Annotated in this window: 22 protein-coding genes; 20 read left to right on the top strand and 2 right to left on the bottom strand. The window is 65.1% G+C overall.

The annotated features are described in order from the left end of the window. The first annotated feature begins 53 nt into the window (after window positions 1–53). The 14 genes from RCO38_RS18705 (at window position 54) to RCO38_RS18640 (ending at window position 17,131) form a co-directional block, all read left to right on the top strand. Window positions 54–1,835, top strand: coding sequence for an extracellular solute-binding protein (locus tag RCO38_RS18705; protein ID WP_308330222.1), 1,782 nt, complete (start codon window positions 54–56; stop codon window positions 1,833–1,835). 1 nt (window position 1,836) lies between these two features. Continuing rightward, a complete protein-coding gene (locus tag RCO38_RS18700; protein WP_308329941.1) occupies window positions 1,837–2,862 on the top strand; it encodes a microcin C ABC transporter permease YejB in 1,026 nt (341 codons plus the stop codon). After that, window positions 2,862–3,896 (top strand): ABC transporter permease, encoded by a 1,035-nt coding sequence (locus RCO38_RS18695; protein ID WP_308329940.1) that lies wholly within the window; start codon window positions 2,862–2,864, stop codon window positions 3,894–3,896. The genes RCO38_RS18700 and RCO38_RS18695 overlap by 1 nt, the downstream gene beginning before the upstream one ends. Further along, complete coding sequence (locus tag RCO38_RS18690) at window positions 3,893–5,488, top strand: ABC transporter ATP-binding protein (protein WP_308329939.1); 1,596 nt, start codon at window positions 3,893–3,895, stop codon at window positions 5,486–5,488. Before RCO38_RS18695 ends, RCO38_RS18690 begins: the two co-directional genes overlap by 4 nt. 122 nt (window positions 5,489–5,610) lie before the next feature. Beyond that, window positions 5,611–6,342: a DUF2189 domain-containing protein gene (locus RCO38_RS18685; protein WP_308329938.1), complete on the top strand. Its 732-nt coding sequence runs from the start codon at window positions 5,611–5,613 to the stop codon at window positions 6,340–6,342. Window positions 6,343–6,361: 19 nt separating this feature from the next. Continuing rightward, a complete protein-coding gene (locus tag RCO38_RS18680) occupies window positions 6,362–6,583 on the top strand; it encodes a DUF2788 domain-containing protein (protein ID WP_066159673.1) in 222 nt (73 codons plus the stop codon). A 157-nt stretch (window positions 6,584–6,740) separates the two neighbouring features. Continuing rightward, window positions 6,741–7,316, top strand: coding sequence for a ribosome maturation factor RimP (gene rimP / locus RCO38_RS18675; RefSeq protein WP_308329937.1), 576 nt, complete (start codon window positions 6,741–6,743; stop codon window positions 7,314–7,316). Window positions 7,317–7,364: 48 nt separating this feature from the next. Continuing rightward, on the top strand, window positions 7,365–8,864 hold the full coding sequence (nusA, locus tag RCO38_RS18670; RefSeq protein ID WP_308329936.1) for a transcription termination factor NusA: 1,500 nt from the start codon (window positions 7,365–7,367) through the stop codon (window positions 8,862–8,864). A gap of 32 nt (window positions 8,865–8,896) precedes the next feature. Beyond that, window positions 8,897–11,752, top strand: a complete 2,856-nt coding sequence (infB, locus tag RCO38_RS18665; protein ID WP_308329935.1) for a translation initiation factor IF-2 — start codon at window positions 8,897–8,899, stop codon at window positions 11,750–11,752. Window positions 11,753–11,766: 14 nt separating this feature from the next. Continuing rightward, complete coding sequence (rbfA, locus tag RCO38_RS18660; RefSeq protein WP_066159687.1) at window positions 11,767–12,141, top strand: 30S ribosome-binding factor RbfA; 375 nt, start codon at window positions 11,767–11,769, stop codon at window positions 12,139–12,141. A 2-nt stretch (window positions 12,142–12,143) separates the two neighbouring features. Further along, a complete protein-coding gene (truB, locus tag RCO38_RS18655; RefSeq protein WP_308329933.1) occupies window positions 12,144–13,109 on the top strand; it encodes a tRNA pseudouridine(55) synthase TruB in 966 nt (321 codons plus the stop codon). Continuing rightward, window positions 13,106–14,932: a translational GTPase TypA gene (typA, locus tag RCO38_RS18650; protein WP_308329931.1), complete on the top strand. Its 1,827-nt coding sequence runs from the start codon at window positions 13,106–13,108 to the stop codon at window positions 14,930–14,932. Before truB ends, typA begins: the two co-directional genes overlap by 4 nt. A 61-nt stretch (window positions 14,933–14,993) precedes the next feature. Beyond that, on the top strand, window positions 14,994–16,007 hold the full coding sequence (locus tag RCO38_RS18645) for a DMT family transporter (RefSeq protein WP_308329930.1): 1,014 nt from the start codon (window positions 14,994–14,996) through the stop codon (window positions 16,005–16,007). 23 nt (window positions 16,008–16,030) lie between these two features. Continuing rightward, the gene (locus tag RCO38_RS18640; protein ID WP_308329929.1) at window positions 16,031–17,131 is read left to right on the top strand and encodes an enoyl-CoA hydratase/isomerase family protein; all 1,101 of its coding nucleotides are present in this window, start codon (window positions 16,031–16,033) and stop codon (window positions 17,129–17,131) included. A gap of 22 nt (window positions 17,132–17,153) precedes the next feature. On the opposite strand, the gene smpB is transcribed toward RCO38_RS18640, so the two are convergent. After that, the gene (smpB, locus tag RCO38_RS18635; RefSeq protein WP_308329927.1) at window positions 17,154–17,645 is read right to left on the bottom strand and encodes an SsrA-binding protein SmpB; all 492 of its coding nucleotides are present in this window, start codon (window positions 17,643–17,645) and stop codon (window positions 17,154–17,156) included. 49 nt (window positions 17,646–17,694) lie between these two features. On the opposite strand from smpB, the gene RCO38_RS18630 reads away from it, so the two are divergent. Then, on the top strand, window positions 17,695–18,138 hold the full coding sequence (locus tag RCO38_RS18630; protein ID WP_308329926.1) for a type II toxin-antitoxin system RatA family toxin: 444 nt from the start codon (window positions 17,695–17,697) through the stop codon (window positions 18,136–18,138). Next, on the top strand, window positions 18,135–18,467 hold the full coding sequence (locus tag RCO38_RS18625; RefSeq protein ID WP_308329924.1) for an RnfH family protein: 333 nt from the start codon (window positions 18,135–18,137) through the stop codon (window positions 18,465–18,467). The genes RCO38_RS18630 and RCO38_RS18625 overlap by 4 nt, the downstream gene beginning before the upstream one ends. A gap of 19 nt (window positions 18,468–18,486) precedes the next feature. Here the strand turns inward: RCO38_RS18625 and RCO38_RS18620 are convergent, their stop codons facing one another. Then, window positions 18,487–19,044, bottom strand: coding sequence for a DUF4124 domain-containing protein (locus tag RCO38_RS18620; RefSeq protein ID WP_308329922.1), 558 nt, complete (start codon window positions 19,042–19,044; stop codon window positions 18,487–18,489). Window positions 19,045–19,223: 179 nt separating this feature from the next. On the opposite strand from RCO38_RS18620, the gene guaB reads away from it, so the two are divergent. From guaB to RCO38_RS18600, 4 genes are all read left to right on the top strand, one after another. Continuing rightward, the gene (gene guaB, locus RCO38_RS18615; RefSeq protein WP_308329918.1) at window positions 19,224–20,693 is read left to right on the top strand and encodes an IMP dehydrogenase; all 1,470 of its coding nucleotides are present in this window, start codon (window positions 19,224–19,226) and stop codon (window positions 20,691–20,693) included. A gap of 71 nt (window positions 20,694–20,764) precedes the next feature. Continuing rightward, window positions 20,765–22,375: a glutamine-hydrolyzing GMP synthase gene (gene guaA, locus RCO38_RS18610; RefSeq protein ID WP_308329917.1), complete on the top strand. Its 1,611-nt coding sequence runs from the start codon at window positions 20,765–20,767 to the stop codon at window positions 22,373–22,375. Window positions 22,376–22,601: 226 nt separating this feature from the next. Beyond that, complete coding sequence (locus RCO38_RS18605; RefSeq protein WP_308329916.1) at window positions 22,602–24,008, top strand: tyrosine-type recombinase/integrase; 1,407 nt, start codon at window positions 22,602–22,604, stop codon at window positions 24,006–24,008. A 128-nt stretch (window positions 24,009–24,136) separates the two neighbouring features. After that, the gene (locus tag RCO38_RS18600) at window positions 24,137–26,305 is read left to right on the top strand and encodes a PhoX family protein (RefSeq protein ID WP_374694555.1); all 2,169 of its coding nucleotides are present in this window, start codon (window positions 24,137–24,139) and stop codon (window positions 26,303–26,305) included. Window positions 26,306–26,340 lie beyond the last annotated feature (35 nt).

Here is a 26,340-nt window from a genome sequence, read left to right as displayed (position 1 = left end):
GTCGAGTCCTTTCCCTTCGCCCACGGCGCATCCTGCCTGCCGTTGGCGCCGTGATGGTCTCGCTGCCCACTTGGGCTGCGCACGGCTATGCGCTGTGGGGGGAACTGCGGTATCCGCCGGGTTTCACGCACTTCGAATACGTCAATCCCGACGCACCCAAGGGCGGCGAATTGCGCCTGGTCAGCAACCTGCGGGTCTCTACCTTCGACAAGTACAACCCGTTCACCTTGCGGGGCAATGCACCGGCCTACCTCTCGTCGCTGATGTTCGACAGCCTGCTGGTGGGGGCGCAGGACGAAACCGGGTCTGCCTACGGCCTGCTGGCATCTGACGTGTCGCTGGCGCCCGACCGGCTGTCGGTGACGTTCCGCATCCGGCCGGAGGCAAAGTTCCACAATGGCCAGCAGGTGCTGGCCGCGGACGTAAAGCACAGCTACGAGACGCTGATCGGGCCCTACACCTCGCCGGTCTACAAGACGATTCTGGACGACGTGGCGGGCGTCGATGTCGTCGACGAACGCACGGTGCGCTACAGGTTCCGGAAGTTCAACCGGGAACTGCCGCTGACGGTCGGTGGCCTGCCGGTGTTCAGCCGCGCCTGGGGCGACGAGAAGGACCCGAAGACCGGCCAGCGCAAGTCCTTCGACCAGGTGGTGATGGACATCCCCATCGGCAGCGGGCCCTACAAGATCGGTCCGGTGCGCTTTGGCCGGGACATCACCTATGTGCGCGACCCGGCCTACTGGGCGAAAGACCTGCCTGTGCGCCGCGGCACCGCCAACTTCGACCGCATCACGGTCAAGATCTACAAGGACAACACCGCGCGGCTGGAGGCGCTCAAGGCTGGCGAATTCGACCTGATGCGATTTTTCTCCGCGGGCGACTGGGCGCGGCGTGTCAATGGCAAGCGCTTCGACAGCGGCGAACTGGTCAAGGCGGAGTTCACCCACAAGCAGCCCACCGGTTTCCAGAGCTATGTGCTCAACACCCGCCGCCCGCCACTGAACGACCTCCGCGTTCGGCAGGCGCTGGGCCTGGCGCTGGACTACGAATGGATGAACCGGCAGATGTTCTTTGGCGCTTACCAGCGGGTGCAGGGTCTGTTCGGCAACACCGATTGTGCGGCTGAAGGAGTGCCATCGCCGGCCGAGCAGGTCTTGCTCTCGCGCTGGCGGCCGCAGCTGCCGCCGGCCGTCTTCGGCCCGGCCTACCGTTCGCCGCGCACCGATGGGGACGACTCGCTGCGCAGCAACCTGCGCAAGGCCCAGGCGCTGTTGCGCGAGGCCGGGTGGACGGTCAGGGATGGCGCGCTGCGCAATGCAAGGGGCGAACCGATGGTGCTCGAATACCTGGACAGCCAGGAAACCGGCGCACGCGTGGTGACGCCCTGGTCGCGCAACCTGGCCAAGCTGGGTGTCCAGCTCAACTTCCGCCCCGTGGACTTTGCGCTGTACCAGCAGCGGCTGCGCACATTCAACTTCGACATCACCTCCATCGCCTATGGCGGCACCCACAATCCGGGTCCGGAATACGCCGACCTGTTCGGCAGCAAGGCCGCCGACACCGAGGACTCGGGCAACTTGGCCGGTGTGAAAAGTCCGGCGGTGGACGCACTGGTCGCCCGCATGGTCGGCGCAGATGACCGGGCCGACTTCCTGGCCGCCTGCCGAGCGCTGGACCGCGTGATCACGCACAGCCACTACCTTGTGCCTCAGTGGTCCTCCAGCACGCACCGCATGGTGTACAACGCTTGGCGCCTCGCACGCCCTGAGGCCATGCCGCCCTACGCCACAGGCGAAGACTGGGCGATCGACACCTGGTGGAAGAAGCCCTGATATGTGGTCCTACATCCTCAAGCGCCTGCTGCTGATGATTCCGACACTGTTCGGGGTGCTGCTGCTGACCTTCGTGGTGATCCAGTTCGTGCCCGGTGGTCCGGTCGAGCAGTACCTTGCGGAGGCGCGTGCCGGGGCTGGCACGGGCGCCGAGGGCGGCTCGGTCTACCGGGGCGCGCAAGGCGTTGACCCGAAGCGGCTTGAGCAGATCAAGGCCCTGTACGGCTTTGACAAGCCGGCGCACGAGCGCTTCCTGCAGATGCTGGGCCAGTTCGCCCGCTTCGACCTGGGCACCAGCTTCTTCCAGAACAAGGCGGTGTCGGATCTGATCATCGAGAAGCTCCCGGTGTCCGTCAGTCTGGGCCTCTGGACCTTCTTCATCAGCTACCTCGTGGCCGTGCCACTGGGCGTGGCCAAGGCGGTGCGCGCGGGTTCGCGCTTCGACCTGGTGACCACCCTTGTTGTGTTGGTGGGCTACGCGATTCCGGGTTTTGTGCTCGGGGTGGCTCTGCTCGTGGTCTTCGGCGGCCAGCTTCAGTGGTTTCCGCTGCGCGGCCTGACTTCGTCGAACTGGGAAGAGCTTTCCTGGGGTGCGCGCATCGCCGACTACCTCTGGCACATCACGCTGCCCGTGACCGCCATGGTGGCGGGCAGCTTTGCCGTCACGGCGATGCTGACCAAGAACTCCTTTCTGGAAGAGATCCGCAAACAGTATGTGATGACCGCGTTTGCCAAAGGGCTGAGCGAACGGCAGGTGCTCTGGAAACACGTGTTCCGCAATGCGCTGATCCCCATCGTGACGGGGTTTCCGGCGGCCTTCATCGGTGCCTTCTTCACCGGAGCGCTGCTGATCGAGACCCAGTTCTCGCTCGACGGACTCGGGCTGCTGGGCTATGAGAGCGTGATCCGGCGCGACTACCCGGTGGTCATGGGCACGCTGTTCCTCTTCACCCTGATCGGGCTGATTACCAAGCTGGTGTCGGACCTCTGTTATGTGTGGGTCGATCCCCGGGTGAAGTTCGACTGATGGCCGCCGCCTCCCTCTCACCGTCCCGCCGCGCCTGGCTGCGCTTCCGGCGAAATCGCCTGGGCTACTGGAGTCTGGTGCTGTTCTGTGCGTTGGTGGTGCTGAGCCTGTTCGCCGAGCTGATCTCCAACGACCGGCCGCTGCTCGTGCGCTACGAAGGCAAGACGTACTTTCCGATGGCGCAGGACCTGCCCGAGACCACGTTCGGCGGCGATTTCGAGTCCGACACCGACTACCTCGATCCCTTCATCCGCGAGCGCATCACCCAAGGGGACAACTGGGCAATCTACGCCCCCAACCCCTACGGACCCAAGACGCTGAACTACTTCGCGAAGGAGCCCAACCCCTCGCGGCCGACGTCAGAGAACTGGCTGGGCACCGACGACCGGGGGCGTGATCTGCTGGCTCAGCTGATCTACGGCTTTCGGGTGAGCGTGTTGTTTGCGCTGGCGTTGACCTTCATCGGGACAGTGCTGGGCATTGTCACCGGTGCGATACAGGGCTTTTTCGGCGGGCGCACCGACCTCGCGTTCCAGCGCTTCATCGAGATCTGGTCCTCCATGCCCGAGCTGTACCTGCTGATCATTTTCTCGGCCGTGCTGTCGCCGAGCATCGGTCTGCTGCTGGTGCTGCTGAGCCTGTTCGGCTGGATGGGCCTGTCCGACTACGTGCGCGCCGAGTGCCTGCGCAACCGGCAGATGGACTATGTGCGCGCTGCGCGCGCCATGGGCCTGTCCAATGCACAGATCATCTGGCGCCATGTGCTGCCCAACAGCCTCACCCCGGTGGTGACCTTCCTTCCGTTCCGCATGAGTGCGGCCATCCTGGCGCTGACCTCGCTGGACTTCCTGGGCCTGGGCGTGCCGCCGGGCACACCCTCGCTGGGCGAACTGCTGAGCCAGGGCAAGAACAACATCGACGCCTGGTGGATCTCGCTATCGACCTTTGGCGTACTGGTCATCACACTGTTGCTGCTGACCTTCATGGGCGACGCGCTGCGGGATGCGCTCGACCCGCGAAAGGCCGACCGATGACGCCGCTGCTGGAGGTCAAGGGCCTGACCGTCTCGTTCGGCGCCCAGGAGGTGGTGCATGGCATCGACTTTTCGCTCGCGGCCGGCGAGAAGCTGGCCCTGGTCGGCGAGTCGGGGTCCGGCAAGACGGTGTCGGCGCTGTCCCTGCTGAAGCTGGTGCACAACGCCGAGGTGCGCGGCACGGCGAAGTTCGCCGGCAGCGACCTGCTGTCGCTGAAAGAACACGCGCTGCGCGGCATCCGCGGCGACCGCATCGCGGTGATCTTCCAGGAGCCGATGACCGCGCTCAATCCGCTCTACAGCGTGGGCGAGCAGATCGTCGAGGTGCTCCAGCTCAAGAAGGGGCTGACCACCGCGCAGGCCCGCGCCGGCGCGATCGAGCTGCTGGCCTCGACGGGCATCTCCGAACCCGCCCGGCGCGCCGGGGCGTTTCCACACCAGCTCAGCGGCGGTCAGCGCCAGCGCGCCATGATCGCCATGGCGCTGGCGTCGCAGCCCCAGCTGCTGATCGCCGACGAGCCGACCACCGCGCTGGACGTCACGGTACGGGCGCAGATCATGGCCCTGCTGTCCGAGCTGCAGCGCCAGCACGGCATGGCGGTGCTGCTGATCACCCACGACCTCCACCTGGTGCGCCACTTCGCCGACCGGGTGGCCGTGATGGAGAAGGGGCATCTGGTGGAGCAGGGTAGCGTTCAGTCTGTGTACGCCGATCCGCAGCATGCCTACACCCGCCGCCTGCTCGCCAGCGAGGCCCGGCGCGATGTGGCCGAGCCCCGCGCCGAGGCGCCGACGGTGCTGGAGGCCCAGGGCCTGCGGGTCAGCTACCCGGTTCCCCTGCCGGGTGTGCGGGGCTGGTTTCGGCGCGGCAGTTTTGTGGCACTTCAGGGCGCCGACTTTTCGGTTCCTGCGGGCACCACGCTCGGAGTGGTCGGCGAGTCCGGGTCGGGCAAGTCCACCCTGGCACTCGCTGCGCTGGGCCTTCTCCCCCACAGTGGCGAACTGCGGGTGGGCGAGACCGGCTGGGCGCAGGCGCGCCAGTCGGGAGGGGACAAGGCGCTGCGCCGGAGGGTGCAGGTGGTGTTCCAGGACCCGTTCTCATCGCTGTCACCCCGTCTGACGGTGGAGCAGATCGTGGGCGAAGGACTGAGTGTTCACGAGCCCGGACTGGACGCCACGCAGCGCCGGGAGCGGGTGAGGGCGGCGCTGGCCGATGTGGGCCTGGTGCCCGAACCGAGCCAGGCCGATGACTGGTTGCAGCGCTATCCGCATGAGTTTTCGGGCGGACAGCGCCAGCGCCTGGCGATCGCGCGCGCGTTGATCGTGCAGCCACAGCTGCTGGTGCTGGACGAGCCCACCAGCGCGCTGGACGTGACGGTCCAGCAGCAGGTGCTGGCTCTGCTGCAGCGACTGCAGCGGGAGCTCGGGCTGAGCTACCTGCTGATCACCCACGACATCGCGGTGATCCGCGCCATGGCCCACGAGGTGCTGGTGCTCAAGGACGGTGTCGTGATGGAGCGCGGCCCGGTCGAGCAGGTGCTTCGGGCCCCGAAAAACGCATACACGCAGGCACTTGTCAGCGCCGCGTCCTGAGCTTCCATTAGGATCAGAGCCGGCGCACAGACGCCTTGCCGAGCTGCCTCGCCCCCGTCCACACGCTGCCTTCCATGACCCAAGCTCCCAAGCCCGCGACGACACGTACCATGCCCGTGGACATGATTTCGCCGACCCGCTGGATCGAACGCGGCTGGGAGGATTTGCGAGCAAACCCGCTGCCGGGCCTGGTGCATGGGCTGGCCCTGGCACTGTTCGGATGGCTGCTGCTCTGGCTGGCGGCGGACCGCTTTTGGCTCCTGGCTGGTGCGTTTTCGGGCTTCCTGATCGTGGCCCCGGTGCTGGCGACGGGCCTGTATCACATCAGCCGCGAGCGGGCCGCCGGCCGCAAGGCGGGGCTCCGTGATGTGGTCGCGCTCTGGCGCTCCTTCGACGGCCGGCTGGTGCGTTTCGGGGTGTTGCTGGGACTGGCAGGAACAGGCTGGGTCATGGCTTCGGCTGGACTGATCACCCTCTGGTCGACGACGCCCATCCTCAAGCCTGTGGACTTCTTCCGGCATGTGGTGCTGGTCAAGGAGGTCGGCCTTTTCGAGGCCTGGCTCGTGCTGGGCTCGCTGCTGGCGGCTCCTGTTTTTGCATCCAGTGTGGTCGCCATTCCCATGCTGATCGACAAGAGCGTGCCCGTGAGCATGGCGGTGAACGCCAGCTGGCGTGCGGTGGCCGACCATCCAGGGCCATTGGTCTGGTGGGCGGTCCTGATCGCAATGCTGGTCGGACTGGGCATGGTCACCGCTCTGGTCGGGCTGGTGGTGGTCATCCCGCTGATCGCCCATGCCAGTTGGCACGCCTACCGCGACCTCACTGGCATCCCATCACCGGCTTCTGCCCACTGAGCCGGACGGCTTCCCTGTCATGGAAAACACGATATTTGGTCTGACCGAGGGTCAGATCGCCCAGTTCGGCCTGACCTTTGGAGTCGGGGCCTTCATTCTCTACATGCTGTTCATCGTGTTGAACCTGGCACTGGAGTCCAAAGCCGGCAAATTCGGCACCTTCATCATTTTTCTGGTGCTTTCGCTCGGAATGATGGGTTTCATGGCCAAAAACGTCATCCAGTGGGTGCTCGGGATCTGAGAGGTTCCCGGCTTCATTGCTATTGCAAGAAAGGTGCCGTACAGAGTACAATGCTGGCTTCACGACCAAATGGGCGGGTAAATACCGGCCCTTTTTTTTTGGCCGAACGCTTTCCGGAATATCGATTCCATCCACCCACAAGGCTGCAACACAACCGATGAGCTGGCAGGACACCATTGCGCAAACCGTGACAGGACTGGGTTTTGACCTGGTGGATCTGGAGCGTTCGGCTGGTGGCTTGCTCCGGGTGACGATCGATCTGCCATGGCACGCGCCGCAGCCCGGCGAGCCTGCCGCCCCCGAGCAGTTCGTGACGGTCGAAGACTGCGAGACGGTCACCCGGCAGCTGCAGTACCTGCTGGAGGTCGAAGGTCTGGATTACCGGCGACTGGAAGTGGGTTCGCCCGGCATCGACCGGCCGCTGCGCCACGAGGTGGACTACCAGCGGTTCCAGGGCGAGGTCATTGATCTGACCCTGAAGGCGCCGATCGGCGCCACGGGCGGTGCGGTGGCCGCCAACAGGAAAAAGTTTCGCGGCACGCTGGAGCGGGCCGCCGACGGGGTGATGTGGCAAGTGGTCTGGAGCGACGAGCCACCCGTCAAACCGGGGCAGCGCGTGAGCAAGAAGCGCGAGCCCGCGCCCCTTCAGGCGCTGACGTTTGCCTTGGCCGATGTCCAGCAGGCCCGTTTGGCGCCGATTGTGAATTTCAAGGGGCGGCGTGCCGGCTCCTGAGTTTTTGTGTGATTTGAGAGAAGAGATACGGAAAGGTAGGCGACTGAAATGAATCGCGAAATGTTGATGCTGATCGATGCCATCTCGCGCGAGAAGAACGTCGAACGCGACGTCGTGCTCGGTGCTGTCGAACAGGCGCTGGCCTCGGCGACCAAAAAGCTCTACAAGGGTGAGGTCGACATCCGTGTCGCGATGGATCCGGACACCGGCGCCTACGAAACCTTCCGCCGCTGGCTCGTGGTGCCCGATTCGGCCGGTTTGCAGAACCCCGACGCCGAGGAGTTGCTGAGCGACGCCCGTGACGACATTCCGGACATCGAAGAGGGTGACTACATCGAGAAGCCGGTGGAGAGCGTGCCGATCGGCCGCATCGGCGCCATGGCCGCCAAGCAGGTGATCCTGCAGAAGATCCGCGACGCCGAACGCGAGATGCTGCTCAACGACTTCATGAGCCGCGGCGACAAGATCTTTGTCGGCACCGTCAAGCGCATGGACAAGGGCGACCTGATCGTCGAGAGCGGCCGTGTCGAAGGTCGCCTCAAGCGCGGCGAGATGATCCCGAAAGAGAATTTCCGCACCGGTGACCGCGTGCGCGCCATGATCATGGAGGTCGATCTGACGCTGCGCGGTGCGCCCATTCTGCTGTCGCGCTCGGCGCCGTCATTCATGATTGAGCTGTTCCGCCAGGAAGTGCCCGAAATCGAGCAGGGACTGCTGGAGATCAAGACCTGCGCCCGCGACCCCGGTTCGCGCGCCAAGATCGCCGTGCTCTCGCACGACAAGCGCATCGACCCCATCGGCACCTGTGTCGGCGTGCGTGGTTCCCGCGTCAACGCGGTGACCAACGAGCTGGCGGGCGAGCGCGTGGACATCGTGCTCTGGTCCGAAGACCCGGCTCAGTTCGTGATCGGCGCGCTGGCGCCGGCCAACGTCGTGTCCATCGTGGTCGACGAAGAACGACACGCCATGGATGTGGTGGTGGACGAGGAAAACCTGGCGATCGCCATTGGCCGTGGCGGCCAGAACGTCCGCCTCGCCTCGGAACTGACCGGCTGGCGCATCAACATCATGACCGCCGACGAGTCGGCGCAGAAGCAGGCCGAAGAGGCCGACGGCATCCGCAAGCTGTTCATGTCCAAGCTGGATGTGGACCAGGAAATTGCCGACATCCTGATCGAAGAAGGGTTCACCAGCCTCGAAGAGGTGGCCTATGTGCCGCTGCAGGAAATGCTGGAGATCGAGTCCTTCGACGAGGACACCGTCAACGAGCTGCGTGCCCGTGCCAAGGACGCACTGCTGACGATGGAAATCGCCCGTGAGGAAAGTGTGGAAGAGGTGTCGCAGGATCTGCGCGACCTCGAAGGAATGACGCCCGAGCTGGTGGCCAAGCTGGCCGATGGCGGCGTGCACACCCGCGACGAGCTGGCCGATCTGGCCACCGACGAACTGACCGACATGACCGGACAGACGCCTGAAGAGGCTACCAACCTGATCATGCGCGCCCGCGCTCACTGGTTCTCCGGTGAGGAGTCGCCTGCCTCCAACTGACCCGCGCAGGCCCGAGCGGAGAACACACACCTATGACCAGTACCACCGTCGCCGAATTGGCCGCTGAGCTGAACAAGCCCACCACCACCCTGCTGGAGCAGCTGTCTGCTGCCGGGGTGCCCAAAACCGCAGGGACCGATGTGGTCACCGAGACCGACAAGCAGAAGCTGCTGGGCCACCTCAAGGCCAGTCACGGAACCGCCGGTGCCGAGCGCAAGAAGATCACCCTGGTGAAGAAGTCCACCACGGAAATCAAGCAGGCCGACGCCACCGGGCGCGCCCGCACCATCCAGGTTGAAGTGCGCAAGAAGCGTACCTTCGTCAAGCGAGACGACGAGGTGGCGGCGGAAGCGCCGATGGAGGCTGAAGCACCTGCAGCCCCGGCGGTGGATCCGGTCGAGCTCGCTCGCCGGGAGGAAGAGGCCCGCCGCCAAGCCGATCTGCTGCGCCGTCAGGAAGAAGAACTGCTGGTCAAGCGCCAGCAGCGTGAGGCGGAAGAAGCCCGTCAGGCGGAACTCGCGCGCCAGGCCGCCGAGGCCGAAGAGGCCGCTGCGCAGGCGAGACAGCAGGCGGCGGCCAAGACGGCTGCATCCGTCGACGCTGCCAAGGAAGAGGCGGCCAAGGAAGAGCAGCGCCGGGCTGCTGCGGTGGCCGAGCGCGAAGCCGCTGCCAAGGCCGAGGCCGACAAACAGGCCGAAGCCCGCAAGGCCGAAGAGTCGCGTGCGCAAGACCTGCTGGAGCGTCGGCGCAAGGCCGAGGCCGAGGCCGCCAACATCCGCGCGATGATGGCCGCCCCCGCCAAGACCCTGGTGGCCAAGAAACCGGAACCAACGCCCGATCCGAAGGCCATCAAAGGCACGCTGCACAAGCCGGCGGGCACGCCGGCCGCCAAGACGGCCACCGCGGGTGCACCGGCAACCCCTGGCGCTGGTGGCAAGAAGGAAGTCAAGTCCGAGAACCTGTCGTCGACCTGGAAGGACGACGCTGCGAAGAAGAAAGAGATCAAGACGCGAGGCGATACCAGCGCCGGTCGCTCCAACTGGCGCAGTGGTCCCAAGGGCGGTGGTCGCCGCGGCGACCGCGACAGCCGGGACAATGCCCAGAGCAGCTTCGTGGCCCCGACTGAAGCCAAGGTCATCGAGGTGCACGTGCCGGAAACCATCACGGTGGCCGAACTCGCGCACAAGATGAGCCTGAAGTCCTCGGAGGTGATCAAGCAGCTGATGAAGCTCGGCCAGATGGTCACCATCAACCAGCCGCTGGACCAGGACACCGCCATGATCGTGGTGGAAGAACTGGGACACACCGCTGTGGTGGCGGCCCTGGACGATCCGGAAGCCTTCACCGACGAGGAAGCCGGCCAGCATCAGGCCGAACTCAAGCCGCGTGCGCCGGTGGTCACCGTGATGGGTCACGTGGACCACGGCAAGACCTCGCTGCTGGACTACATCCGTCGCTCCAAGGTGGCGGCGGGCGAAGCTGGCGGGATCACGCAGCACATCGGCGCCTACCACGTAGAAACTCCGCGTGGCATGGTGTCGTTCCTCGACACCCCGGGTCACGAGGCGTTCACCGCCATGCGTGCCCGCGGTGCCCAGGCCACCGACATCGTCATCCTGGTGTGTGCGGCCGACGACGGCGTGATGCCGCAGACCAAGGAAGCCATCAAACACGCGAAGGCGGCAGGTGTGCCCATGGTGGTGGCCATGACCAAGATCGACAAGCCGGGCATCAACCTCGAACGTGTGCGCTCCGAACTGGTGGCCGAAGAAGTTGTGCCCGAAGAGTTCGGTGGTGATGTGCCGTTTGTGGGTGTGTCTGCCAAGACCGGCGAAGGCATCGACGCGCTGCTGGAGCAGGTGCTGCTGCAAGCCGAAGTGCTGGAACTCAAGGCGCCGGTCGATGCCATGGCCAAGGGCCTGGTGATCGAAGCGCGCCTGGACAAGGGCCGCGGCTCGGTGGCCACGGTGCTGGTGCAGAGCGGCACGCTCAAGACCGGCGATGTGGTGCTGGTGGGCCAGACCTCCGGTCGTGTGCGTGCCATGCTGGACGAGAACGGCAAGCCCATCAAGGAAGCCGGGCCGTCGATTCCGGTGGAGATCCAGGGTTTGTCCGAAGTGCCTCAGGCCGGCGACGATTTCATGGTGATGGCCGACGAGCGCCGTGCGCGCGAAATCGCCACCTACCGCGCGGGCAAGTTCCGCAACACCAAACTGGCCAAGCAGCAGGCCGCCAAGCTGGAGAACATGTTCACCGACATGTCGGCCGGCGAGGTCAAGGTGCTGCCCATCATCGTCAAGGCCGATGTGCAGGGTTCGCAGGAAGCGCTGGGTGCCTCGCTGCTCAAGCTCTCGACCGACGAGGTCAAGGTGCAGCTGGTGTTCTCCGGCGTGGGCGGCATCAGCGAGTCCGACGTCAACCTGGCGATCGCCTCGAAGGCCGTGATCATCGGCTTCAACGTGCGCGCCGACGTCGGTGCGCGCAAGCTGGCCGAGGGCAACGACGTCGACCTGCGCTACTACAACATCATCTACGACGCCGTGGACGATCTGAAGGCGGCCATGTCCGGCCTGCTGGCCCCCGAAAAGCGGGAAGAGGTCATCGGCTCGGCCGAGATCCGCACCGTGTTCGTGGCATCCAAGATCGGTACCGTCGCAGGCTGTATGGTTACCTCGGGCATGGTCACCCGCAATGCGCACTTCCGCTTGCTGCGCGACAACGTGGTGGTCTACACCGGCGAGATCGACACCCTCAAGCGCCTCAAGGACGACGTGCGCGAAGTCAAGGAAGGCTTCGAGTGCGGTATCAAGCTCAAGAACTACAGCGACATCAAGGAAGGTGATCAGCTGGAGTTCTTCGAGGTCAAGGAAGTGGCGCGGACGCTGTAAGGATCGACACCACCATGCCCCGCAAGGCTTCCTCCGTCCCCAACCGCGGCTTCCGCGTGGCCGACCAGATCCAGCGCGATCTGGCCGAGCTGATTGCGCGCGAGCTCAAGGATCCACGGGTGGGCATGGTCACGATCAATGCGGTCGAGGTCACGCCCGACTACGCCCACGCCAAGGTGTTTTTCAGCCTGCTCACCGGCAATCCGGACGAGACGACACAGGGACTGAACGCGGCGGCGGGGTTCCTGCGCAACGGCCTGTTCAAGCGCCTGCACATCCACACTGTGCCGACGCTGCACTTCGTGTTCGACCGCACCACCGAACGGGCGGCGGACATGAATGCGCTGATCTCCAAGGCTGTTGCGTCGCGTTCCAAGAACGAGGAATGATCATGCAGCGCCACAGCACCAGGGTGCCACGGCGCCCTGTGCATGGGGTGCTGTTGCTCGACAAGCCGCTGGGTTTCTCCAGCAATCAGGCGCTGCAAAAGGCCAAGTGGCTGCTGCGCGCCGAAAAGGCCGGTCACACCGGCACGCTGGATCCGCTGGCCACGGGCGTCCTGCCCATCTGCTTCGGTGCGGCCACCAAGTTCAGCCAGCAGCACCTGGACGCTGACAAGACCTACGAGACCGTGGTGCGCCTGGGCGTGACCACCACCACCGGCGATGCCGAGGGCGATGTGCTGGAAACCCGTCCGGTGACCTGCAGCGTGGGGCAGGTGGTCGAGGTGCTGGACCGCTTCACCGGTCCGATCATGCAGGTTCCGCCCATGCACAGTGCCCTCAAGAAGGACGGCAAGGCGCTGTACGAGTACGCCCGTGAAGGTGTCACGGTGGAGCGTGAGCCACGCGCGGTCACCATCCACGAGCTGGAGCTGCTGGAGTTTCAGCTCGAGGGCGATGAGCCCTGTCTGCACCTGCGTGTGCGCTGCTCCAAGGGCACCTACATCCGCACGCTGGGCGAAGACATCGCGGCGGCGCTGGGCTGTGGTGGCCATTTGCGCCTGCTGCGCCGGGTGCAGACCGGTCCGTTCACGGCTGATCAGTGCATCACGGTCGAAGCCCTGGAGGTCCTGCCGGAAGAACAGCGCCTGCAACGGCTGCTGCCGGTCCAGGCGCTGCTGCCAGACCACACGGCTGTCACGCTCGACAGCGACAATGCCGCGCGTTTCCTCAGCGGCGTGCGCCGCCGTGGGACCTGGGCCGACCTGTCCCGGGTGGCGATCTACGGCCCGCCGCCGGGCACTTCCCATTCGCCGGTCCTGCTGGGCAGCGGCCACACCGAGGCCGGCGAACTCATCCCGGGGCGGCTGCTGAGCCCCATCGAAATACAGCAAATCCTGGAACCTGCAACATGAGCAAACAGATCCGCAACATCGCCATCATCGCCCACGTCGACCACGGCAAGACCACCATGGTGGACCAGCTGCTGCGCCAGTCGGGCACCTTCGCCGAGCACGAAAAGGTCGTGGACACGGTGATGGACAACAACGCCATCGAACGCGAGCGCGGCATCACCATCCTGGCCAAGAACTGCGCCGTGAGCTGGAAGGGCACGCACATCAATATCGTCGACACCCCTGGCCACGCGGACTTCGGCGGTGAAGTCGAGCGCGCGCTGTCCATGGTGGACGGCGTGGTGCTGCTGATCGACGCCCAGGAAGGGCCGATGCCGCAGACCCGCTTCGTGACCAAGAAGGCGCTGGCCCTGGGCCTGCGCCCCATCGTCGTGGTCAACAAGGTGGACAAGCCCGGTGCCAATTGCGACAAGGTGGTCAACGCCGCCTTCGATCTGTTCGACAAGCTGGGGGCCACCGACGATCAGCTGGACTTCCCGGTGGTCTACGCCTCTGGCATCAACGGCTGGTCGTCGCTGGAAGAGGGCGCTCCTGGCGAACAGTGGGGTCCGGACATGTCCGCCCTGTTCGACACCGTGCTGAGCCATGTGCCGGCACACCAGGGTGATCCGGCCGCACCGCTGCAGCTGCAGATTTCGGCACTCGACTACAACAGCTTCGTTGGCCGCATCGGCGTGGGCCGCATCAACGCCGGCACCATCAGGCCGTCCATGGACGTGCTGGTGATGGAAGGCCCGGACGGCAAGAGCGTCAAGGGCCGCGTCAACCAGGTGCTGACCTTCCAGGGGCTTGACCGCATGCAGGTCACCGAAGCCGGCCCGGGCGACATCGTGCTGATCAACGGCATCGAAGACATCGGCATCGGCGTGACGCTGACCGACCCGGCCAACCCGACCCCGCTGCCCATGCTGAAGGTCGATGAGCCGACGCTGACCATGAACTTCTGCGTCAACACCTCGCCGCTGGCGGGCCGCGAAGGCAAGTTCGTGACCAGCCGCCAGATCTGGGACCGACTGCAGAAGGAATTGCAGCACAACGTGGCCCTGCGCGTGAAGGAAACCGACGAAGACGGCATCTTTGAAGTGTCCGGCCGAGGTGAACTGCACCTGACCATCCTGCTGGAAAACATGCGCCGTGAAGGCTACGAGCTGGCCGTGTCCAAGCCGCGCGTGATGTTCAAGGAGGTCGACGGCGTCAAGTGCGAGCCGATGGAGCTGGTCACCGCCGACGTGGAAGAGCAGCATCAAGGCGGCGTGATGCAGGCCCTGGGTCTGCGCAAGGGTGAAATGATCAACATGGAACCGGATGGCCGTGGCCGTGTGCGCCTGGAGTACCGCATCCCGGCCCGTGGCCTGATCGGTTTTTCCAACGAGTTCCTGAACCTGACCCGCGGCTCGGGCCTGATCGCTTCCATCTTCGACGGCTACGAGCCGCACAAGGGCGACATCGGCGGCCGCAAGAACGGCGTGCTGATTTCCATGGACGACGGCGAGATCTTCACCTACGCCCTGGGCAAGCTCGATGACCGCGGACGCATGTTCGTCAAGCCGAACGACCCTGTCTACGAAGGCATGATCGTCGGCATTCACAGCCGCGACAACGACCTGGTGGTCAACGCCACCCGCACCAAGCAGTTGACCAACTTCCGCGTGAGCGGAAAGGAAGACGCCATCAAGATCACGCCCCCGATCGACCTGACCCTGGAGTACGGCGTGGACTTCATCGAGGACGACGAGCTGGTCGAAATCACGCCCAAGAGCGTGCGCCTGCGCAAGCGCCACCTCAAGGAACACGACCGCAAGCGCGCGTTGCGCGAGGCCTGAATCTGAAGCCCCCACTGCGCCTCGGCGTGTGCTGGATGGGGGCTTCTATCGTGTCCAGTCCATGCCTTTCAAGCTGCTCAACCGACTGAGCCACACCCAGGCGGTGTTTCTCATGGTCGCCGTGACCCTGATGTGGTCGATCGCCGGCGTGGTCTCGCGTCAGCTGGAGTCGGCGGCGCGTTTCGAGGTCACGTTCTGGCGCAGCGCATTCACCGCCGTGTCGCTCCTGATCATCCTGCCCCTGTGGCGGGCGGCCGACCGGGCATCCGGAGTCCTGGCCGATGCGCCGTCAGGGCAGGGCCCGCTGAGCCACCATTGGGGCATCCTCGGGGGCTCGCGCGCCTTCTGGGTGTCCGGGGTGTGCTGGAGCGTGATGTTCACCGCCTTCATGCTGGCCCTCACGTTCACCAGCGTGGCCAACGTGCTGGTCATCATGGCGGCGGGGCCGCTGTTCACCGCGGTGATCGCGCGCGTGTTCATCGGGCAGCGCCTGCCTGCGCGCACCTGGGCCGCCATCGTGGCGGCCGGAGCGGGCATCTTCTACATGTATGGCAGCCAGATGTGGGCAGCCTTCACCGACCCGGCGGCCAACGCCTCGGGCCTGGTGCTGGGCTCGCTGGCTTCGTTGTGCGTACCGGTGGCCGGTGCCATCAACTGGACCGTGGTGCAGCGTGGCCAGCAGCATGGCGAATCCATCGACCTGGTCCCGTCGGTGCTGGTGGGCGCGCTCATTTCCACCGCCGCGACGTTTCCCCTGGCGTTCCCGTTCCAGGCCACCGGGGGCGACATCGCATGGCTGGCCATGCTGGGTCTGGTGCAACTGGCGATTCCCTGTGCGCTGGCTGTTGTCTGTGCACGTTCGCTGAAAGCGCCTGAGGTATCCCTGCTGGCGCTGCTCGAAGTGATCTTCGGCATTGTGTGGGCCTGGCTTTGGGCGAATGAGATCCCCGGCCACGAAGTCATGCTGGGCGGCAGTGTGGTGATCGGCGCGCTGCTGCTCAACGAGCTGTTGGCCTGGCACGACCGGCAGGGGGGAGGCCCCATGCCCGATGAAAGCGGTGCTGCGCCGCATTGAGTCCTCAATAAGGAGACGTCGAGATGAACGCCACCCCCACCGAGAGCCTTGTCCTGGCGGAATTGCGAGGCCGCGTCGGCTGCATCACTCTGAACCGCCCCGCCGCACTCAACGCCCTGTCCCTGGGCATGATCCGCGACATCAGCGCCGCCTTGCTGCGTTGGCGAGAAGACCCTCAGGTACTGGCGGTGGCGGTCCGCGGCATGGGCAAGGAAGGACCTTTCGGCAGCTTCTGCGCGGGCGGCGACATCCGCTTCTTTCACCGGGCGGCGCTCTCTGGCAACCCGGAACTCGAAGACTTCTTCACCGAGGAATACGCGCTCAACCACCTGATCCACACGTACCCGAAGCCGTACATCGCCTTCATGGATGGCATCTGCATGGGCGGCGGCATGGGCATCAGCCAGGGGGCGAGCCTGCGGCTTGTTACGGAGCGCAGCAAGATCGCCATGCCCGAAACCGGCATCGGCCTGTTCCCGGATGTGGGGGGCGGCTACTTCCTCAGCCGCTGCCCGGGCCGTCTGGGGGAATACCTCGCACTGACAGGCCTGGTGCTCGACGGGGCCCGTGCCCTGACAGCTGGCCTGGCCGATGCCATGATGGACAGCGGCCGCTTGGCGGGCCTGTGGGAAAGCCTGGGCCAGACGCCCTACGAGAGTGGCGATGCGGTGGAGCGCTGGTGCCTGAACCACGTGCAAAAGGCGCCCCACAAGGCCCACTTTCCACAGGCCGACATCGACCGCGTGTTCGCCCTGGACAGCGTGAAAGCGGTGGTCCTGGCGCTGGAGAACGCCGAGGGCGACTGGGCCCGCGACACCGCACGGCTCCTGCGCAAGCGGTCCCCGTTGATGCTGCATGTGGTGCTGGAGCAGGTTCGACGGGCGCGCGGCATGGGGCTGGCCGAGGAGTTGCGCATGGAGCGCGACCTGGTGCGCCGGTGTTTCCATCTGCGGCCCGGTGCGGCCAGCGAGACCGTCGAAGGCATCCGAGCTTTGGCGGTGGACAAGGACCACGCGCCGCGCTGGAACCCGTCCCGCGTCGAAGAAGTGGGGGATGCCGACGTCGAGGCGTTTTTCGCCAGTCCCTGGCCGGCCAGCGCCCATCCGTTGCGCCACCTCGGCTGAAACCGCGCCAGGCTGGCGTGCTTCAGCGCTGGCGCTGCTTCATCGCGCGCTCGACCTCGCGCTTGCCCTCGCGGTCCTTGATGGTGTCGCGCTTGTCGTGCTCCGCCTTGCCCTTGGCGAGGGCGATCTCGCATTTCACCTTGCCGCTTTTCCAGTGCAGGTTCAGCGGCACCAAGGTGTGGCCTTTCTGTTCGACCTTGCCGATCAGGCGCCGGATCTGGTCCTTGTGCAGCAGGAGTTTCTTGGTGCGCACCGAGTCCGGGCTGACGTGGGTCGACGCGGTCCGCAGCGGATTGATCTGACAACCGATCAGGAACAGCTCGCCCTCGCGGATCACCACATAGCCGTCGGTCAGCTGCACTTTGCCTTCGCGCAGCGCCTTCACTTCCCAACCCTGCAGCACCATGCCCGCCTCGAAGCGCTCCTCGATGGCGTAGTTGAACAAGGCCTTCTTGTTGTCCGCGATGCGGCTGTCAGAGCTCTTGGTGGCAGATTTGCTGGGTTTGGTGGACATGGCGCGGTAAATGGGGCCGCAGGCGACCCATACAATGGGCGCCGATTGTATGAAAACGATTCAGAAGTCCGTCCTGCTCTGGCACAGCGCCCACGAGATGTTCGCGCTGGTCACCGATGTGCAGCACTATCCGCAGTTTCTCCCGTGGTGTGACCACAGCGAGGTGATGGAGCGCGATGAGCGCGGCATGGTGGCGCGTGTCGGCATGTCGATCAGCGGACTGAAGCAGAGCTTCACCACGCGCAACCGGCACGTCGATGACCGCCAGGTGCTGATGGAGCTGGTCGATGGCCCGTTTTCCCATCTGGAAGGGGTCTGGAACTTCACTCCGCTGGGCGATGGCAGTCAGCGGGCCTGCAAGGTGGAGTTCACGCTGACCTATGGGTTCTCGAGCCAGGCCTTGGCCACACTGGTCGGGCCTGTGTTCGACCGGATCGCCGGCAGTCTTGTGGACGCTTTTGTCAAGCGCGCAGACCAGGTGTACGGCGCATGATCTCCGTGGTGCTGGTGCGATCCACCCGGCCTCGGGTGGTGGAAGAGTTGCCACTGCAACTGGCCGAAGGTACGACGCTCGCTCAGGCGCTGAGCGTTGCCGGATGGTCCACTGGCGCGGTGAATCCGCTCGAGCCGGGCTGGACCAGTGGCGTGTGGGGGCGCAAGGCCGCGCCAGACACCCCGCTCAGGGACGGTGACCGCGTGGAGCTCTACCGCGATCTGAGGGTAGATCCGAAGGTGGCACGACGGGAGCGGTTTGTGGGGCAGGGCGCGCGCAGCGCCGGCCTGTTTGCCCAACGGCGCCCCAACTCCAAGGCCGGCTACTGAACAGGCCCCGGCCCTGTCCTCAGTTGCTCACCGACGCCGGAGCACAGTCCGAGCGAATGACGCCCTCAATGCGCTGCACCTCGGCGGCGCGCGCCTTGTCGTCCATGATTTCTCGCTCGCCTTTGGCGTTGGTGGTGGCGATGCGAACACCGGAATCCATCGTGGCTTTGGCGCGGCGGGCACGCTCGCAGTTCCCAGCGCGGGCCGCGGCCAGCCGGTCGTCCTCGGCTTTCTTCTTGGCTTGGGCGGCTTCCTGTGCCTGCTTTTCTGCCTGCTTTTTCTTGGCCTCGAGCTGTTCATCGCGACCCGTCACCTTTGGCGCGTCCACAGACTGCGCGCCAGCGGAGTCGGTTCCGGTCGGCGCGGGGCTCGCCGGAGCGGCCTGGCGCGAGCTTCCGGGTTTGCGAAGAATGCTCTTTTCGGGCGTGCCCGGCGGCGGAGCCGTGTCACTGAACACCTTGTTGCCGGATGCATCCACCCAGACCCATTGAGCGAGGGCTGATCCGCTGAACAGGACGGCGAAGGAAGCGAACGCGAGCGCTCGACAGTACGCGGGGAATGTGTGACGGCTGGGCATGCGACTCAGTTTAACCCGCCGCCCGCTCGACACCCGTCGCAGACCGTCTGTCAGGTGACGAAGGGGCCCTGTTTGCCGGACTGGCGGAGCTACCGGTCTGGGGGACGGGGGAGGAACGGCCTATCCGGGCGAGCGGCGGATGCCCGCCGGGTACAATCGTGTTTTTGGAGCTTTACCCCATGCGCCTCCTCGGCAAAGCGCTCACTTTTGACGACGTTCTGCTCGTCCCTGCGTACTCCCAGGTCCTGCCCAAGGACACCTCCCTCGCCACCCAGTTCACCCGCAACATCCGTCTGAACCTGCCGCTGGTTTCGGCGGCCATGGACACGGTGACGGAAGCCCGGCTGGCGATCGCCATTGCCCAGGAAGGCGGCATCGGCATCATCCACAAGAACCTTTCGGCGCAGGAGCAGGCGGCCCACGTGGCCAAAGTGAAGCGCTATGAGTCCGGCGTGCTGCGCGACCCCGTGGTCATCAGCCCCTCGACGACCGTGCGGCAGGTCATGAAACTGTCCGACGAGCTGGGCGTCTCCGGTTTTCCGGTGGTGGACGCCGGCAAGGTCGTTGGCATTGTCACCGGGCGCGATCTGCGCTTTGAAAGCCGTTACGACCTGCCGGTCAGCGAGATCATGACCCCGCGCGAGCGCCTGATCACGGTGCCCGAAGGCACCACGCCCGAGCAGGCCAAGGCGCTGCTGAACAAGCACAAGCTCGAACGCCTGCTGCTGGTCAACGACGCCTTCGAGCTCAAGGGCCTGATCACCGTCAAGGACATCACCAAGCAGCTGAACTTCCCGAACGCCGCGCGCGATGCGGCCGGTCGTCTGCGCGTGGGCGCGGCGGTGGGCGTGGGCGAGGGTACCGAGGAGCGGGTGGAAGCCCTTGTCAGGGCGGGTGTGGACGCCATCGTGGTGGACACGGCACACGGCCACAGCAAGGGCGTGATCGACCGCGTGCGCTGGGTCAAGCAGAATTACCCGCAGGTGGACGTGATCGGCGGCAACATCGCCACTGGCAGCGCCGCCCTGGCGCTGGTGGAAGCTGGCGCCGACGGCGTCAAGGTCGGCATCGGCCCTGGCTCCATCTGCACCACCCGCATCGTGGCGGGCGTGGGCGTGCCGCAGATCATGGCCATCGACAACGTGGCCACCGCGCTGCAGACCACGGGCGTGCCCATGATCGCCGACGGTGGCATCCGCTACAGCGGTGACATCGCCAAGGCCATCGCGGCGGGTGCCAACACCGTGATGATGGGCGGCATGTTCGCCGGCACCGAAGAGGCTCCGGGCGAGATCGTGCTGTTCCAGGGCCGCAGCTACAAGAGCTACCGCGGCATGGGCTCCATCGGCGCAATGCAGCAGGGCAGCGCCGACCGCTACTTCCAGGAAAGCAGCACCGGCAACCCCAACGCCGACAAGCTGGTGCCCGAAGGCATCGAAGGCCGCGTGCCCTACAAGGGGTCGGTCGTGTCGATCATCTTCCAGATGGCTGGCGGTCTGCGCGCTTCCATGGGCTACTGCGGCTGCCCGACCATCGAGCACATGCGCGCCAAGGCGGAGTTTGTCGAGATCACCTCGGCCGGCATCCGTGAGAGCCATGTGCACGACGTGCAGATCACCAAAGAGGCCCCCAACTACCGGGCGGATTGATCACTATCGCCCCAGAGGCCGTCCCGCCGGACGGCCTTTTTGCTTTCTGATTCACACGAGCTTCCATCGCCATGCAGCACCAGAAAATCCTCATCCTCGATTTCGGTTCCCAGGTCACCCAGCTCATCGCTCGCCGCGTGCGCGAAGCCCACGTGTACTGCGAAGTGCATCCCTGCGACGTCAGCAGCGACTGGGTGCGCGAGTTCGCGGCCGATGGCCAGCTCAAGGGTGTGATCCTCTCGGGCAGCCACGCGAGCGTCTACGAGGTGGACGACAAGGCACCCGATGCGGTGTTCGAGCTGGGGATACCGGTGCTGGGCATCTGCTACGGCATGCAGACCATGGCCCAGCAGCTGGGCGGCAAGGTCGAGGCCGGCAAGACCCGCGAGTTCGGTTACGCCGAAGTGCGCGCCCGTGGGCACACGGCGCTGCTCAAGGACATCGCCGACTTCACCACGCCCGAAGGCCACGGCATGCTCAAGGTCTGGATGAGCCACGGCGACAAGGTCACTGAAATGCCGCCGGGCTTCAAGCTTATGGCCAGCACCGACGCTTGCCCTATCGCCGGCATGGCCGACGAGTCGCGCGGCTACTACGCCGTGCAGTTCCACCCCGAGGTGACGCACACCGTGCAGGGCCGGGCGCTGCTGGAGCGCTTCGTGCTGGAGATCTGCGGCACGCAACCCGACTGGATCATGCGCGACCACATCGAGGAAGCGGTGCAGAAGATCCGCGAGCAGGTGGGTGACGAGGAGGTGATCCTCGGCCTGTCCGGTGGCGTGGATTCATCCGTGGCCGCCGCCCTGATCCACCGCGCCATCGACGACCAGCTGACCTGCGTGTTCGTGGACCACGGACTGCTGCGCCTGCACGAGGGCGACATGGTGATGGACATGTTCGCGGGCAAACTGCACGCCAAGGTGATCCGGGTGGACGCCAGCGAGCTGTTCCTGGGCCAACTGGCCGGTGTGACCGACCCCGAGAAGAAGCGCAAGATCATCGGCGGCCTGTTTGTCGATGTGTTCAAGGCGGAGGCCGCCAAGCTCAAAGGCGATGGCGCCAAGGGAGCGAAGTGGCTGGCCCAGGGCACCATCTACCCCGACGTGATCGAGTCCGGCGGCGCCAAGAGCAAGAAGGCCGTCACGATCAAGAGCCACCACAACGTAGGCGGCCTGCCGGAGCAGCTGGGCCTGAAGCTGCTGGAACCGCTGCGCGATCTGTTCAAGGACGAAGTGCGCGAACTGGGCGTGGCGCTGGGCCTGCCGCACGACATGGTCTACCGCCACCCATTCCCGGGGCCGGGTCTGGGTGTGCGCATCCTGGGCGAGGTGAAGAAGGAATACGCCGACCTGCTGCGCCGGGCCGACGCCATCTTCATCGAGGAACTACGCTCGACCATCGACCACAACAGTGGCAAAAGCTGGTACGACCTGACCAGCCAGGCCTTCACGGTCTTCCTGCCGGTCAAGAGCGTGGGTGTGATGGGCGACGGCCGCACCTACGACTACGTGGTGGCGCTGCGCGCGGTGCAGACCAGCGACTTCATGACCGCCGACTGGGCCGAGCTGCCGTACGCGCTGCTCAAGAAGGTCAGCAGCCGCATCATCAACGAGGTGCGTGGCATCAACCGTGTCACCTACGACGTGAGCTCGAAGCCACCGGCGACCATCGAGTGGGAATGAGTCAAGATCGTCCCAAGGTGTTTCGGAACATCCCAGGAAAACCCGATTTCGCTGCAGGGACAAGGACTTAGCGTTTCATAGCGTCCCATCGAATCCCAGGGCGTCCCAGGCGGTCTGACGGTTGACCTGACGGTATCCGGGCACCTAAGCTGGCAGGCCTGCAGCGATACCGTCAGACCCCATGACGGTATCTCGGTCCTGCGACAAGCAACGGATCGGAGACCTCATGGACACCTTGATGGAACGGGCGCGGGTTGGGCTGGCGAGCGCGAGAACACGCCACGGATTGACGGAAGCAAAACTGCGAGAACTGCTGCCGGGTGAACGGGCCTACAAGGTCAGCGACGGAGGCAACGGTCTGTACGTCGTGGTCTCGCCCAGCGGCAGTAGGTCCTTCCGCTATGACTATCGATTGAGCGGCCGACGCGAGACGTTGACCATCGGACGCCATGAACCGGTTGCTCGCTATGCCCAGCGATCTCACTTGGCCTATGGCATGGATGTGACGCTGGAGGAAGCGCGCCTGCTGCTGGCTCGTGCGCGGGTTGATGTCAGTTCTGGGCGGTCGCCAGCTCGTGCCAAGGTTGAGCAGCGGAGCGAAGTCGCCGACGCCATGAGCTTTGGGCGCTGGGTGGCGCGGTACTTTGAATTCAAGTCCGACACTAAGAGCGGCGCCGAGCGGCTGGCCGACAGCACACTGGCGCTACGGCGATCGATCTATGACCGCATCCTGGCTGGTCCGTTCGGGAAGCTGAATCTTGATGAAATCAAGCCGATTGCACTGGGTGAGTTGCTCGACCGCGTCAAGAAGGAGCGAGGCCCAGGTCCGGCCGTGCACGCCAGGGAACTGGTGTTGCAGGTCTACCGGTTCGCCAACGGCAAAGGCGTCGAAATCGCCAATCCGGCAGAAGCACTTGCACGCAAGGCCTACGCCACGTTTGTCCCGCGCGAGCGCAACTTGAACCGGCATGAAATCAAGACCTTGCTCGACGGTCTGGAGATGACTGGGACTGCGCCGACACTTCGGCTGGCCGTCAGGTTCTTGTTGCTAACGGGTGTGCGCAAAGGTGAGTTCATCGGGGCTACTTGGGCAGAAGTGGACTGGGATCGGGCACAGTGGCTGATCCCAGCCGAGAGGATGAAGGCAGGCAAGCCTCACACGGTGTATTTGGCCGAGCAGGCCCTGGACATACTGACAACGCTTCGGACCTGTTTCCCGTCGAGCGACTTTCTCCATCCAAGCCGGTATGACTCCGCCGAGCCGATCAGCCAGGCCACGCTGAACCGGACGATCGCCGCTTCGGTGGACCGGATCAACAAGGATCGAACACCCAGTCAGGAGCTGTTTCTGCCAGTGTCTGTGCACGATCTACGCCGAACGTTCTCGTCACGCCTCAACGACGCGCTTTTCCCTGAGGCATTGGTGGAAGCCTGCCTGGCACACCAGAAAAAAGACCAAGTCGCAGCGGCCTACAACCACGCTCGCTTGTCCGGGCCTCGGCGAGTCCTCATGCAGGTATGGGCGGACATGGTGGATTGCTGGATGCGCGGGGAATCCGCGAGGGAGGTCATCGTCAGGGGCAAGGCGAAGATCGACGCGGCGGCGCACGACGCAGAAGGCATGAACCTGTAGGCGGGCGCAATATCTGGCTACGCGCCTGGTAGCGCCTGGGTCGGACACACAGCTGCCTCGAAAGCGTCACGAGAGTTTCACTGTTGTTGTCGATGCTCAAGGGACTGTTCAACCCTTCAGAGACCATTGTGAAATCACAGACAACACGCCCCAGCGATCTCTTCAACGACGAGAACTCCAACACCAGCGCCAACCCGTACTTTGAAGAAGTTCTGGGCAGCCGCCTGACTCGCCGCAGCCTGTTCCGTGGCGCTGGCCTGACCGCCACCGCACTGGGTGCCACGGCCGTCACCGGCTGCGCCACCACCGGCAGCGGCGGCAGCGGCGCCTCTGTGGACGGCCTGGGCTTCAAGCCCGTGGCCAAGAGCACCGCCGACAAGGTGAGCATCCCCGAGGGCTACACCGCCCAGATCATTTACGCCTTGGGCGACCCGCTGGCCGCCGGTGTGCCCGCCTACAAGAACGACGGCACCGACACCGCGTTTGAGCAACGCGCCGGTGACCACCACGACGGTATGGAATGGTTCGGTCTCGATGCCGCTGGCAAACCGTCCGACAGCTTCAACACCCGCGGCATCCTGGGCGTGAACCACGAAGCCACCACCGACGAAAAACTCGCCTCCTTCTTCATCCACGCCAACGGCGGTGCCTCCACGCTGCCCCGCCCCGCATCGGAAGTGGACAAGGAACTGGCCATCCACGGCCTGTCCTTCGTCGAAGTGCAGGCCAGCGGCAAACAGTGGGCCTACAAGCCCACCTCGCCGTTCAACCGTCGCATCACCGCCATGACCACCGCCGCCATCCACGGCCCGGCCCGCGGCAGCGAACACCTGGTGACCAAGTTCAGCGCCGACGCGACCCTGTGCCGCGGCACGCTGAACAACTGCGGCACCGGCAAGACGCCCTGGGGCACCTTTGTCAGCGGTGAAGAGAACTGGTTCGGCTACTTCTCTCGCGACGCCAAAGACGACGACGCACGCAAGAAGGACAAGCAGGTGCAAGGCCTCAAGCGCTACGGTCGCAACGCCGGGGCCGCCAGCCGCCACGGCTGGGAAAGCGCAGGTCCGCAAGACCAGTACGCCCGCTGGAACAACAGCGCCATCGGCGCCAGTGCCAAGGACGACTACCGCAACGAGATGAACACCTTCGGTTATGTGGTCGAGGTGGACGCATACGACACCGCCGCCCCGATGCGCAAGCGCACCGGCCTGGGCCGCTTCGCGCACGAGAGCGTGGCGTTTGCCAAGCCGGTGGCGGGCCAGCCCATCGTCTGCTACATGGGCGACGACGCACGCAACGAATACATCTACAAGTTCGTGTCCGCTGCGAAGTGGGACCCGAAGGACGCCAGCCCGGCCAACCGCTTGGCCGCCGGTGACAAGTACCTGGACAAGGGCACGCTGTTCGCCGCCCGCTTCAAAGACGACGGTGCCGGCGAGTGGCTGGAACTGTCGATGGACAACCCGAAGATCGCCAACAGCTCCTACTTCGAGTTCAAGAGCGATGCCGACATCGCTGTCTTCACCCGTCTGGCGGCCGATGTCGCTGGTGCCACCAAGATGGACCGCCCCGAGTGGGGTGGGGTGCACCCGCGCACCGGCGAGTTCTACAGCACGCTGACCAACAACAGCAGCCGTACGGTGGAGAAGATCGACGCCGCCAACCCGCGCGTCTACACCGACATGAAGGGCAACAAAGAGCAGAAGGGCAACGTCAACGGACATATCGTGCGCATGGCCGACGCCTCGCCCACCAGCACCGCCTTCAAGTGGGACATCTACGTGTTCGGCGCCGAGGCTGGCGCCGACAAATCCAGCGTCAACCTGTCGAACCTGACCGACGAGAACGACATGTCGTCGCCCGATGGACTGGTGTTCAGCCCGGCCACCGGCATCTGCTGGATCCAGACCGACGACGGCGCCTACACCGACCAGACCAACTGCATGATGCTGGCCGCCATTCCGGGCAAACTCGGCGACGGTGGTCCTCGCACAGTGAAGCAGGGCGACAAGGAAGTCACCACCTACGTGGGCAAGACTCCGACGCCCACCACGCTGGCACGCTTTCTGGTCGGCCCCCGAGACTGCGAGATCACGGGCTGGTGCGAAACGCCCGACGGCCGCGCTGTGTTCATCAACATCCAGCACCCGGGGGAGAACACCGCGATGGCGGATGTGAACGACCCGTCCAAATACACCAGCCAGTGGCCGACCAACGCCGGGTACGGCGCCGGCAAACGCCCGCGCTCGGCCACCATTGTCATCACCAAGAACGACGGTGGCTTGATCGGGGTGTAAAGTTGGTTTGTGTGGGTTTCAGCCCGCTTCGGCGG

The organism is Hydrogenophaga pseudoflava, from assembly GCF_031020795.1.
GTDB classification, from domain to species: domain Bacteria; phylum Pseudomonadota; class Gammaproteobacteria; order Burkholderiales; family Burkholderiaceae_C; genus Hydrogenophaga; species Hydrogenophaga pseudoflava_A.
This window is presented reverse-complemented; position numbering and strand designations above follow the sequence as displayed.